The sequence below is a fragment of the Mesorhizobium sp. M0771 genome, assembly GCF_040320155.1.
GTDB lineage: Bacteria > Pseudomonadota > Alphaproteobacteria > Rhizobiales > Rhizobiaceae > Mesorhizobium.
Map to the genome: position 1 here is coordinate 55,071 of NZ_JAMYPC010000002.1, position 12,507 is coordinate 67,577.

Consider the following 12,507-nt stretch of genomic DNA (forward strand, 5'->3'; position numbering starts at 1 on the left):
AATTTGATGGCGAAAGCGCAAAACGCCGAACTCGTCTTCGTGCCGCTCGGCGGCGTCGGCGAGATCGGCATGAACTTCGCCCTTTACGGCTATGGGCCGCCTAGCGCGCGCGAGTGGATCGTCGTCGATGTCGGCGTGACCTTTCCCGATGCGGCGCACCCGGGCGTCGACCTGATCCTGCCCGATACGCGCTTCATCGAGGAGAACCTCGCCGGCCTGCGCGGCATCATCATCACCCATGCGCATGAAGACCATTACGGGGCGCTGCTCGACATCTGGCCAAAGCTGAAGGCGCCGGTGTGGATGACACCGTTCAGCGCCGGCCTGCTGGACGCCAAGCGCCAAGGCGAGCAGGGCGCGCCGAAGAAAATTCCGGTGACGATCTACCGGGCAGGCGAGACATTCACCGTCGGCCCGTTCTCGATCGAGGCCATTCCGGTGGCGCACTCCATCCCCGAGCCGATGTCGCTGGCGATCACCTCGCCGGCTGGTACCGTCATCCATACCGGCGACTGGAAGATCGATCCGGAACCGACGATCGGTCCGAAAACCGACGAGGCGCGGTTTCGCGCCTATGGCGACAAGGGCGTGCTGGCGCTGGTCTGCGATTCCACCAATGCGCTGCGCGAAGGCGAATCGCCGTCGGAAGTGGCGGTGGGCGAAGGCCTCAGGGGCGTCATCCAGAGCGCTGTCGGCCGTGTCGCCGTCACTACCTTTTCTTCCAATGTCGGGCGCATCGTCTCGATCGCCAAGGCGGCGCGCGATGCCGGCCGCCAGTGCCTGGTGCTCGGCCGCTCGCTGAAGCGGGTCATCGATGTCGCCGGCGAGCTCGGCTACATGGACGGGCTGCCGGAGTTCATCGCCGAGGAGGATTTCGGCTTCATCCCGCGCGAGAACCTGGTCATCATCTGCACCGGCAGCCAGGGCGAGTCGCTGGCGGCGCTGGCAAAACTTTCGCGCGACGAGATGAAGTCGGTGTCGCTTACGGCCGGCGACACGGTGGTGTTTTCCTCGCGCACCATTCCCGGCAACGAGAAGGCGATCCTCGAGATCAAGAACCGCCTCATCGACCTCGGCATCAAGATCATCGAGGATGGCGACGCACTTGTGCATGTCTCCGGCCATCCCCGCCGCAGCGAATTGCGCAGGATGTATGAGTGGGTGCGGCCGCAGATCGGCGTTCCCGTGCATGGCGAAGCCGCGCATCTGGTGGCGCAGGGGTCGCTGATGTCGACCTCCGGCATCGGCCAGGTGGCGCAGGTGCGCGACGGCGACATGCTGCGGCTGGCGCCGGGTCCGGCCACGATCATCGACCAGGTGCCGTTCGGCCGCATCTACAAGGACGGCAGGCTGATCGGCACCGACCAGGCGATGGGCATACGCGACCGGCGCAAGCTATCCTTCGCCGGCCATGTCGCGGTCAATGTCGTGCTCGACGATAAATATGAGCTCGCCGGCGATCCCGATCTGGTCGCCATCGGCGTCGCCGAGGCCGATGCCCGTGGCGAAAACATGGAAGATCTGATGCTCGACGCGGCCGTCGGCGCGGTCGACTCGATCCCTCGCCAGCGCCGCAAGGACCTCGATCTGGTGCAGGAAGCGGTGCGCCGCGCCGTGCGCGGCGCCGCCAACGAGGCCTGGGGCAAGAAGCCGCTGGTGACGGTGTTTGTGACGAGGTGAGGGAATAGGCAGTAGGCGGTAGGCAGTGGAGAAAAATGCAGATGTATCACTACTGCCTACTGCCCATTCCCTACTCCCTTAACTTGTGGAGCACTTCATGCTGGGACGCCTGAACCATGTAGCACTTGCCGTGCCGGACCTGGCCGCGGCGATTGCGGCCTATCGCGATACACTTGGCGCGCGGGTGACTGCGCCGCAGGCTTTGCCCGAGCATGGCGTGACGGTGGTGTTCGTCGATGTCGGCAACACCAAGATCGAACTCCTGGAGCCGCTGGGCGAACGGTCGCCGATCGCGGCCTTTCTGGCGAAGAACCCCTCGGGTGGCATGCATCATGTCTGCTACGAGGTCGACGACATCCTTGCCGCGCGCGATCACCTCAAAGCAAGCGGCGCCCGCGTGCTGGGCGACGGCAATCCCAAAACCGGCGCTCACGGCAAGCCGGTGCTGTTCCTGCACCCCAAGGACTTCTTCGGCACGCTGGTCGAACTGGAGCAGGCATGAGCTGGATTTCGTTTGCCGCGCTGTTCTTCATCACCTGGTGGCTGATGCTGTTCATCGTGCTGCCGTTCAGCGTCAAGACGCAGGATGACGACCAGGACGTGACGCTGGGCACGGTTGCGAGCGCGCCGCGCGGACCGCATATGCTGCGCGCCGTGATCCGCACCACCATCGTCACGGCTGTCGTCATGGGGGTTTTCTACAGCCTGACGCACGGGCTGGGCTACAACCTCGACGAAGTCCCGCACATCATCCCCGAAGCCAGCCGGGCACCGGCTAAATAACACTTTCCCGCCGACAGATCGGCTGGGATGTTTGTGCCTGTTTCGAAGCGCCAAACTCAGGTTTTGTCTCGCCAGCCTGCGATGCGCAATCGGCGGTCAGGCATGGCCCACCCGCATTAGAATCACGCCTTGGTGTCAGGCTGACGCAAGCTCACGTGATTTGGGAACAGGTTGATCTAACCAGATGATCAGGCAAAAAAAATGCAAGGCACAAGGCCTTGCAATTTAAACGCGTTCCGATCTGTTTTCCGGTTTCCGGCGGCAGCGGGTAACCGCGCCTAGATCGCATCCTCCCAAGACTTTGACCGCGTAGGAGAGCAGATTTTTCTCCACCCTCTCGGTTATCGGGGCACACTAGCCTAACCCTGATGAAATTGTCACGCAGAATTTTGCCCGCAATCGGGCAATCTGTGCTGCAGTGCACAATAGTGCGGCAGGCTTTGCTTGCGAAACGAACAACACCGAGCTGCCGCATTAATGGGGCCAGGTGTGCTGGGTTGCCCGGACGCGCAAAGCGTGTGTGAGGACTTTGCCGTCAGGCGATCACTTTGCGTCAGAAGCATTATCGTTTTTCGGTGCGAAGGTCTTTGGAAGAAGAATCGATTTTTGCGATTTCGGACCGATGCGGCCGGTCGGGTTTCCATTCCGTCACGAAATAGCTATGAAGCCGGGGCAAGCAAGCCAGCCGCGCCGATTCCAGCGCAGCCTCCTCTCTCACGGACCTGTCCATGCGTTTGTCGCAGTTTTTCCTGCCCATCCTGAAAGAAAATCCGCGCGAGGCCGAGATCGTCTCGCACCGGCTGATGCTGCGTGCCGGCATGATCCGCCAGCAGGGGCAGGGCAGCTTTTCCTGGCTGCCGCTAGGCAAGCTGGTGCTCGACAAGGTCTGCCGCATCATCCGCGAGGAGCAGAACCGCGCCGGCGCGCTGGAAATCCTGATGCCGACCATCCAGTCGGCCGATCTGTGGCGCGAAAGCGGCCGCTATGACGATTACGGCAAGGAGATGTTGCGCATCAAGGACCGACAGGACCGCGACATGCTCTACGGTCCGACCAATGAGGAAGTGGTCACCGAGATCGTGCGCGCCTACGTCAAGTCGTACAAGGATTTGCCGCTCAACCTCTACCACATCCAGTGGAAGTTCCGCGACGAGGTGCGGCCGCGCTTCGGCGTCATGCGCTCCCGCGAGTTCCTGATGAAGGATGCCTATTCCTTCGACCTCGATTTCGAGGGCGCCAAGGCCGCCTACAACCGCATGTTCGTGTCCTATCTCAGGACGTTCACGCGCATGGGGCTGCAGGCCATTCCGATGCGGGCCGACACAGGGCCGATCGGCGGCGATCTCAGCCATGAATTCATCATCCTGGCCGACACCGGCGAGAGCCAGGTCTATTGCGACCGCGAATATCTGTCGCTCCAGGTGCCCGGCGAAAAAACCGACTTCGGCAATGACGGCGAGATCGCCGACATCGTCAAGACGTGGACGACGCCTTACGCCGCCACCGACGAGATGCATGACGAGGCGGCCTGGGACAAGCTTGGCGAGGCCGACCGGGTCTCGGCACGCGGCATCGAGGTCGGCCACATCTTTCATTTCGGCGACAAATATTCCAAGCCCATGGGCGCCAAGGTGACCGGGCCCGACGGCAAGGATCATTTCGTTTCCGGCGGCTCCTACGGTATCGGTCCGTCGCGGCTGGTGGCAGCGATCATCGAGGCCAGCCATGACGATAACGGCATCATCTGGCCGGAAGCGGTGACGCCGTTCCACATCGGCCTGATCAACATGAAGGCCGGCGACGCCGAGTGCGACCGCGTTTGCGGCGAGCTCTACGCCGCCTTCACCAGCGCCGGCAAGGATGTGCTTTACGACGACACCGACCAGCGGCCGGGCGGCAAGTTCGCCACCGCCGACCTGATCGGCCTGCCCTGGCAGGTGATCGTCGGGCCGCGCGGCGTGGCCGCCGGCGAGATCGAGATCAAGAACCGCCGGACCGGCGAGCGCGAGACGCTGCCGGTCGCGGAGGCCAGGAAACGCTTCGGTGCAACCGCATGAGCGAAGCCGCGGCAGCGAAGTCTCCGGTAGCCCAGTCTCCGGTTGGCAAGTCTCCGGTCGCCAAGTCTCCGGTCACCAAGTCTCCGGTCGCCGGCCCGTTCTCCATGTTCGAACGCATGGTCGCCTGGCGTTATTTGCGGTCGCGCCGCAAGGAGACGGTGATCTCGGTCATCGCCTCGATCTCCTTCCTCGGCATCATGCTGGGCGTCGCCACGCTGATCGTCGTCATGGCTGTCATGAACGGATTTCGAGCCGAACTTCTGACCCGCATCCTCGGCGTCAACGGTCATCTGATCGTGCAGCCGCTGGATTCGCCGCTTGAGGACTATGCGCAGGTCGCAGCCCGCATCAACGGCGTGGCCGGCGTCAAATACGCGATACCGCTGATCGACGGCCAGGTGCTGGCGCAGGGCAATGTCGGCGGCGGCATGGGCGCGCTGGTGCGCGGTATCAGGGCCGAAGACCTCGGCAAGATCGCCATCGTCGCCCAAAACGTCAAGCAAGGCACGCTTGACGGCTTCGACTCCGGCGAGGGCGTCGCTATCGGCAAGCGCATGGCGGAGAATCTCGGCCTTGTGCTCGGCGACACCATCACGCTGATCTCGCCGGATGGCGACGTCACGCCGATGGGCACGACGCCGCGAATGAAGGGCTACAAGGTGGCGGCGATCTTCGAGGTCGGCATGTCGGAATATGACAGCTCCATCGTCTACATGCCGTTTTCCGAAGCGCAGCTCTATTTCAACATGGACGGCAGGGCGCAGACGATCGAGATCTATGTCGACAATCCCGATAATGTCGACGCGCTGAAACCGCTGGTCGATGCGGCGGCGCAACGGCCGATCGACATGGTCGACTGGCGCCAGCGCAACGAGACGTTCTTTTCAGCACTGCAGGTCGAGCGCAACGTCATGTTCATGATCCTGACGCTGATCGTGCTGGTGGCGGCGCTCAACATCATCTCCGGCCTGATCATGCTGGTGAAGGACAAGGGCCACGATATCGCCATCCTGCGCACGATGGGCGCCTCGCGCGGCGCCATCCTGCGCATCTTCCTGATGACGGGTGCTGCGATCGGCGTCACCGGCACGCTGGCCGGCGTGCTGCTCGGGGTGCTCATCTGCACCAACATCGAATCCATCCGCCAGTTCTTCTCCTGGATGACCGGCAAGGTGCTGTTCAACCCGGAGCTCTATTTCCTCAGCCAGCTGCCGGCAAAGATGGACCCGCGCGAGACCACCTATGTCATCCTGATGGCGCTCGGCCTGTCCTTCCTGGCAACAGTGTTTCCGGCATGGCGCGCCGCCCGGCTCGATCCGGTCGAGGCCTTGAGATACGAATGAAGTCCGAGATCATTATCGAGCTGAAGAGCGTCGAGCGGCACTATGTCCAGGGGCCGCGCAAGCTCACCATTTTGAACGGCGCCGACTTTTCGCTGAAGCGCGGCGAGATGGTGGCGCTGGTGGCGCCGTCGGGCACCGGCAAGTCGACGCTGCTGCACACGGCGGGCCTGCTCGAGCGCCCCGACGCCGGCGACGTCATTCTGGCCGGCCGCGCCTGCGGACGGCTCTCCGACGACGAACGCACGGCAATCCGCCGCAACGATGTCGGCTTCGTCTATCAGTTCCATCATCTGCTGCCGGAGTTTTCCGCGCTCGAAAACATCATGATGCCGCAGCTGATCAAAGGGCTTTCGCGCAAGGAGTCGTCGGAGCGCGCAGCACAGCTGCTCGACTATATGCAGATCGGCAAGCGCGCGTCGCACCGTCCGTCGGAGCTGTCCGGCGGCGAACAGCAGCGCGTCGCCATTGCCCGCGCGGTCGCCAACGCGCCCTTGCTGCTGCTCGCCGACGAGCCGACCGGCAATCTCGACCCGGTCACCGCGTCCTATGTGTTCGAGGCGCTCGGCGCGCTGGTCAAGCAGTCCGGCCTTGCCGCGCTGATCGCCACCCACAATCACGAGCTCGCCTCGCGCATGGATCGCCGGGTGACGCTGCATGAGGGCAAGGTGGTGCCGCTTTAGCTTCCAGTTCGTCATCCTGGGGCGAAGCTCCGCGAAGCGGAGCGCAGACCTGGGATGACGAAGTGATGGGCGTTTCGGCCGATCGCAAAGGCATGCGATGCGCCCTCCGTCAGCACTGCCGTCACCCCGTCAACTTTTCCTTAACCCTGCCCAAACCGGCTGTCAGGATTCGTCGGCATGCCGCTTTCCGCTCATTGACTTTCGAACAAAGTTAGAACAAAATACGAACATAGCAACAACAGGAGAGAGTTATGAGCGATCTTGTTCAGGACGTCGTTTCGTTGGTGTGCATGAGTGCGTTTCTCGTTTCCATGGCGGTCTGGATCGGCGCCATGTGATAAATCTGCGGTTCGCCGCAGTGTTTAGGCGGGCAGGAGGGCGTTGTGCCGTTAAGCCTTTCTTGCCGCCATGACGCTAGGGTGCCCGGCCAAAGACAGGGAGCAAACGCCCAGGTGTCGCCGATCATCACGGCCGTTCTCGTGGCCGGTAATCTCGGATTGATTTTCCTTTTGGTGACCGCGCCGCTCGGTTTGCGCACGGTGAGGCTCAGCCGCGTGGTCGCAATGGACCGGCAGCGCCTCTGGCAGGCGCTGTGGCCGCTAGGCAGTGATGCCGGCTGGTCCGGCGAGATACTGAAGGCCCAGCCGCTGGACGGGCAGGGCACGACCCGCATCCTGCTGTCCTGGGAAGGCCGGGACGGCCAGCCGATCGAGCGAAGGTCGCGCTTCGAGGACGTCGTCGAAGGCAGTCGTTTTTCGATGCGGGTCATCGAGGATACCGCGCTCGACGCGTCGTTCTGGAAGGATTTTTATGAGACCACCGAACTCACCTCGGAAGGTGCCGGCACGCGGGTGACGCTCAGCCAGACCGATCGCTATCGCGGCGTCGCCTTCCTGGTGTTCCGCTACTTCGCCATGCGCCGCGAGCTCGGCAAGCTGGAGGTCTGGGCGAGGACCGGACAGTATCGCAAGGGCGGTTGGTTCGAGCATCCGCTGAGCCAGGTCGGTTTCGCCGTTCTTTCGGCTTTCATCCTTTGGCCGTTCTTCGGGCTCAATCTCGGCGGCCTGGCGCTGGCCGCGATCCTGACCTCGGTGGTCGCCCTGCATGAGCTCGGCCACATGGCGGCCTTCCGGCTGACCGGTCATCGCAAGGCGCGGATGATCTTCATCCCGCTGCTCGGCGGCATTGCCATTGGCGGGCGTCCTTATGACAGCCGCTTCGAGGTCGCCTTTGTGGCGCTGATGGGGGCGGGCTTTTCCGCTTTCCTGGTGCCGCTGCTGATCGTCGCCAGCGGGCTCGCGTCCGGCGAGGGACATCGGCTCGCCGCGGCCCTTCTGGCGACGCTTGCCGGCTTTGCCGCGCTGTTCAACATCGCCAATCTGGTGCCGGTGTGGAAATTCGACGGCGGTCAGGTGCTGCGCCAGATCTGCCCGGGGCCGGTCGCCCTGGCGCTCGCCTCGTTTTCCCTGCTCTCGGCCTTGCTGTGGCTTGGCTGGCTGGCCGGCTTTTCCCAAACCTTTCTGCTGGTGGCGGGCGCCGTCTTTGCCATCCTCAGCCTGCTGACCATGGGCAGCGGGGTAAAACCGCGCCACGAATTGAAGCCGATCCGCACCTTCGACCGCTTCGCCATGGCCGGCGCGTTGCTGGCGGTGTTCGCCATCCATGGCTACGGGCTGTTGTGGGCGTCGGCGAAACTTCTCTGAGCGTTTTGATCGAGTCGCGGTCTCAGCCAGTCTTGCGTATTGGCTCGGCTGGCGTATTCGCGGCTGCGCCGAAAACCCGCTCGAAGGAAGACTTCAGCGCCAGGTCGAAATCGCCCATGGTCACGGGCAGGCCGAGGTCGACGAGGCTGGTGACACCGTGATCCGGCACGCCGCATGGCACGATGCCGCTGAAATGGCTGAGATCCGGCTCGACATTGACGGCGATGCCATGAAAGCTCACCCAGCGCCGCAGCCGGATGCCGATGGCCGCGATCTTGTCTTCAGCCGGCGAGCCGTCGGGCAGGGACGGGCGCTCGGGCCGCACCACCCAGACGCCGACGCGGTCCTCGCGGCGTTCGCCGCGTACATTGAAGGCGGCAAGCGTGCCGATGATCCACTGCTCGAGCGCGGCGACGAAGGCGCGCACATCCTCACGCCGGCGCTTCAGGTCAAGCATGACATAGGCAACCCGCTGCCCCGGCCCGTGATAGGTGTATTCGCCGCCGCGTCCGGCGGCAAAGACCGGGAAACGGTCGGGGTCGATTAGGTCCTCGATGCGGGCGCTGGTGCCGGCGGTGTAAAGCGGCGGATGCTCGACCAGCCAGACCATCTCGGCGGCTGCACCCGCGCGGATCGCCTCGGCGCGCGCTTCCATCAGGGCCAGCGCATCGGTGTAGCCGGTCAGGCCGGGCTCGATGCGCCATTCGACCGGCGTCGAACCCGGCAAGGGCAGGAACGACGTGGCGATCTGGCTGCGTTCGGTCATGGCTTTTTCGTTTTTCGCGTGATGCACGCCGCTTGGCGAAACCGCCTTGCGCTCTGGGGCCAAATGCATTTGCCCTTCATATGGCGGTATCCGGCTGAAACGTCCAGTTCGCCACGCATTTCGGCCTTCGCGCACGACCCCGAAGATAGGAACGATCTTCGGAAAGGATCATGCGCCAAATCAAAGTGCTGCAGCGTCCTTTGCGCGTCCCACAGGACGCGCGGCGCTGTAGAGGCCGATATGCCAATTCGCGGCGATTATTGCGCGCCGCGCCCTTGTTTCGCCGGAAACGATTTGCTACACGCCGCGAGCCGGTTCGTTCCGGCTCCTACCACGGGCGGTCGTGGCGGAATTGGTAGACGCGCAGCGTTGAGGTCGCTGTGGGGCAACCCGTGGAAGTTCGAGTCTTCTCGACCGCACCATAATTTTTCGGCCATTGAAATCATTGCGGCTTCTCAGGCCGTCGACGCCAAATCATCGCCTTTGGCGCTTGAACCGGCCGCAGCAGAGTTGCAACAAGAGGTCGCAGAGCCGCACGCGAACGCCGCTTGGCTCGCACCGGCCAGCCTCCTGCACCCGAGTCCCCGGCTTTGCCGGTGGCGGGGCAGGGGATGTGGGTGACCTAAGCGGCGCGTCGTTGCGGGAAATGGAGACCCGGACGGGCTCGACGAGGGTCAACGGCCGTCACGACGGTGTGGTGGTGATCGCAGTAGACGCGATCCGGCGACGTCGGCCCGGCACAAAAACGGTAACCACCGGGTACCAACCGGTCTTCGCTCACCGGGAAGCGGCACTGGTTGAGGCCTAGCTGAATGAGGGGGACGTCTCTCGACGCTGGTCTGATATTTTCACGCATGATGGTTTTCAATTTCCTGGTTCATAGCCATTGCCGGCTGACGACCGCGGTGCGACCCGTCGGAGCTAGCTTCTCTCGTTTGGAGGGCTGTGGACCACATATGGTGCTGATCGCACCGTCAAAGAAGCCCGGCGCCCCGCTTCTGCAGCCAAATCGTTTGCGACTTAAGGCCACACCCGCGAGCGCCCGAAGCACCTGTCCGGCCGGGATTTGTCGGCGCGTCGTTACATAGCCGTCGCCGCCGATCGCTTGAAGACGATGGTGACCTTGGTTCCCTCGCCGGCACTCGACTTGACGTCGAATTGCGCCTTGGCATTTTCGGTCAGCGACCGCGCGATCAGGGAGCCGAGCTTGCCTGGCCTGGGCCAGGTCTCACCCGTCGGCAGACCGATTCCATCATCGGCGACAGTCACCCGGCAACCATCGCCGCTGACGACGCTGTGCAGCGTGATCGTGCCGCCGTCGCGCCCGACGAATGCATGTTTGAGAGCGTTGGTCAGCAACTCATTGACGACCAGGCCTGTCGGCATGGCAACGTTGATGGATACCGGATAGGTATCCACCTTAAGGTCGAGGCGGATACCTTCGACTGCGTGCGACGCCATGACGGCGGACGCGATCTGGCTAAGATACACGCCAAGATCCACCTCATCCTTCTGCTGGTCAGCCGACAATGTCTGGTAGAGGATTGCCAATGCGTCTACCCGGCCGGCAAGCCTTTCGAAACGCTTCTGGTCCGGTTCGGTGGCGTTGCGGGTTTCCATCCGGATCAAAGCGGTGATCATCTGCAGATTGTTTTTCACCCGGTGCTGCAGTTCGCGCAACAGGGTGTCCTTCTCCCGGATGAGCTCCTCCGCGGGTCGCGGGTCCTCGGTCTCGCCGTGTGCCGTGACGTCGACAAGCGCCACCAGCCGGAAGCAGAGCTTGCCGTTGTCGTCCTCGATAACGTTGGAATAAACGTCGACGATTGCCGGCTTGTCCTCGCCGCGCTCAAGACGAAATGTGCCGACGAAATCGGTGTCTTCAACGACAGCCTCGGCGAGCGGCCTGTCCTTCTGCCGATGAAGCCCCCTGCCGGAAAGGGCCGCCCAGTTTTCCCGCGCAAGCTTCGGCGCCTTGAGGTCCGAGAGCTTCTCGAATTCGGGATTGGCGTAGACGACACGTTCCTTCGCGATCAATTCAGAGACGGCGATCGCGATCGGCATCTGGTCGAGAAATTTCTTGAACTGGTCGCTTTCCAGCGCGGTGGCGAGGTCAGGCGTATCGAGCAATTGCTCGACAGCGTCAGCCTTATCGGAGTCTGTCATCTCGGCGCCTGCGTGATGCGTGGAAGCCATCAATATCAGGCATGCAATTCACCCGCCATCTCCAATATCGAAGGGGATACGACAGCGTCACTACTGGTGCGGGCCGCGTCGCGCAGCGCTCCACCGCCTGCCGCTCACGAACGAATTGGACAGAAGGCATTTTTCTCAGGGCCGCCGAACTTTGAAAAGAAATGTCTATGGAATTTGTAGAATTACGCTTTGAATGGGATCTCGGTACTGCTCGCCAGCCTTGGCGGCCTTCGCCTCCTGAGTTGAGATCAGTGCTCTCGTTACCAAGCAAGTCGGCTCCCGATGAGGGAGTTGCTCCGCCGATCGCTATGCGGCCGGCAGACGGCGGAGCATTGCCAGCAGCCCCGCGGCTTTAGAGGAAGAGGTTCCCATGACCAGACTTACCCCCGTAGAGCAGATCATCCCGGATGCCGATATTGTCCCGCTTACCGGACGCGTCGGCGCAGAGATCAGGAACATTCGGCTCTCCGGCGACCTGCCGCAGCAGACGGTCGCGGCGATCAACCAGATCCTGTTGCGGCACAAGGTGGTGTTCTTCCGCGACCAGGCGCATCTCGACGATGCCGGGCAGGAGCGCTTTGCCCAGTGTCTCGGCGACCTCGTCCCGCATCCGACCCAAGGTCCCGTCAAGGGAACGGCGTCCATTCTCGAACTCGATTCCAGCCGTGGCGGCGGTCGCGCCGACCAATGGCATACCGATGTCACCTTCGTCGACGCCTATCCGAAATTCTCCGTTCTTCGCGGCGTCGTCATACCGCCGGCCGGCGGCGACACCATCTGGTCGAACACCGCGGCCGCCTATCAGGACCTGCCCGAGCCGTTGAAGCTGCTGGCCGACAATCTCTGGGCGGTGCACAGCAACGCTTACGATTACGCCGCGGTGCGGCCGCGTGCGAGTGCTGCGGAAAAGAAGCACTTCGAGGAAATCTTCACCTCGACGATCTACGAGACCGAGCATCCCGTTGTCCGCGTCCATCCCGAAACAGGCGAGCGCTCGCTGCTGCTCGGCAATTTCGTGCAACGGCTGATCGGTCTTTCCAAAAGCGATTCGGCGAAGCTTTACGAGGTGTTCCAGTCCTATGTCACGGCGCCGGAGAACACCGTGCGCTGGCGCTGGAAGGCCGGCGATGTGGCGATCTGGGACAACCGCGCGACGCAGCACTACGCCGTCAACGATTACGGCGACCAGCACCGGGTGGTGCGTCGCGCCACGGTCGACGGCGACATTCCGGTCAGCGTCGACGGCCGCCGCAGCGCCACCCGCACCAAGGTCGCGAAGCCGGCAGCCGACAAGGCGGCATG

At 63.1% G+C, this 12,507-nt stretch carries 10 protein-coding genes, 1 tRNA gene and 1 pseudogene; 9 read left to right on the forward strand and 3 right to left on the reverse strand.

The annotated features are described in order from the left end of the window. Window positions 1-6: 6 nt before the first annotated feature. The 7 genes from NKI05_RS03805 (at window position 7) to NKI05_RS03835 (ending at window position 8,246) form a co-directional block, all read left to right on the forward strand. Complete coding sequence (locus NKI05_RS03805; protein ID WP_023753471.1) at window positions 7-1,680, forward strand: ribonuclease J; 1,674 nt, start codon at window positions 7-9, stop codon at window positions 1,678-1,680. 97 nt (window positions 1,681-1,777) lie between these two features. Continuing rightward, a complete protein-coding gene (gene mce, locus NKI05_RS03810; protein WP_023690961.1) occupies window positions 1,778-2,182 on the forward strand; it encodes a methylmalonyl-CoA epimerase in 405 nt (134 codons plus the stop codon). Continuing rightward, window positions 2,179-2,463, forward strand: a complete 285-nt coding sequence (locus tag NKI05_RS03815) for a DUF1467 family protein (RefSeq protein WP_023815526.1) — start codon at window positions 2,179-2,181, stop codon at window positions 2,461-2,463. The genes mce and NKI05_RS03815 overlap by 4 nt, the downstream gene beginning before the upstream one ends. A gap of 728 nt (window positions 2,464-3,191) precedes the next feature. Next, complete coding sequence (gene proS, locus NKI05_RS03820; protein WP_023815525.1) at window positions 3,192-4,520, forward strand: proline--tRNA ligase; 1,329 nt, start codon at window positions 3,192-3,194, stop codon at window positions 4,518-4,520. A gap of 104 nt (window positions 4,521-4,624) precedes the next feature. Further along, entirely contained in the window at window positions 4,625-5,863 is a 1,239-nt protein-coding gene (locus tag NKI05_RS03825; protein ID WP_031205436.1) for a lipoprotein-releasing ABC transporter permease subunit, read from the forward strand. Beyond that, window positions 5,860-6,543, forward strand: a complete 684-nt coding sequence (locus tag NKI05_RS03830; protein ID WP_023815523.1) for an ABC transporter ATP-binding protein — start codon at window positions 5,860-5,862, stop codon at window positions 6,541-6,543. Before NKI05_RS03825 ends, NKI05_RS03830 begins: the two co-directional genes overlap by 4 nt. 452 nt (window positions 6,544-6,995) lie before the next feature. Continuing rightward, entirely contained in the window at window positions 6,996-8,246 is a 1,251-nt protein-coding gene (locus tag NKI05_RS03835) for a peptidase M50 (RefSeq protein ID WP_023815522.1), read from the forward strand. Window positions 8,247-8,268: 22 nt separating this feature from the next. Here NKI05_RS03835 and lipB read toward each other — a convergent pair whose 3' ends face one another. Then, complete coding sequence (gene lipB, locus NKI05_RS03840) at window positions 8,269-9,012, reverse strand: lipoyl(octanoyl) transferase LipB (protein WP_023815521.1); 744 nt, start codon at window positions 9,010-9,012, stop codon at window positions 8,269-8,271. 337 nt (window positions 9,013-9,349) lie between these two features. Between lipB and NKI05_RS03845 the strand changes: the two genes are divergently transcribed. Further along, window positions 9,350-9,434: transfer RNA gene (locus NKI05_RS03845), tRNA-Leu, on the forward strand. Between the two features lie 200 nt (window positions 9,435-9,634). Here the strand turns inward: NKI05_RS03845 and NKI05_RS03850 are convergent. Both NKI05_RS03850 and NKI05_RS03855 read right to left on the reverse strand, forming a co-directional pair. After that, window positions 9,635-9,868 carry a GcrA family cell cycle regulator gene (locus NKI05_RS03850; protein ID WP_081727347.1) on the reverse strand — a complete coding sequence of 78 codons (234 nt, stop codon included), beginning with the start codon at window positions 9,866-9,868 and terminating at the stop codon, window positions 9,635-9,637. Window positions 9,869-10,092: 224 nt separating this feature from the next. Then, the gene (locus tag NKI05_RS03855) at window positions 10,093-11,175 is read right to left on the reverse strand and encodes a sensor histidine kinase (RefSeq protein ID WP_023815520.1); all 1,083 of its coding nucleotides are present in this window, start codon (window positions 11,173-11,175) and stop codon (window positions 10,093-10,095) included. Window positions 11,176-11,575: 400 nt separating this feature from the next. Between NKI05_RS03855 and NKI05_RS03860 the strand changes: the two are divergent. Beyond that, window positions 11,576-12,502, forward strand: a pseudogene (locus NKI05_RS03860) (TauD/TfdA dioxygenase family protein); the annotation flags it as partial. Between the last annotated feature and the right edge of the window lie 5 nt (window positions 12,503-12,507).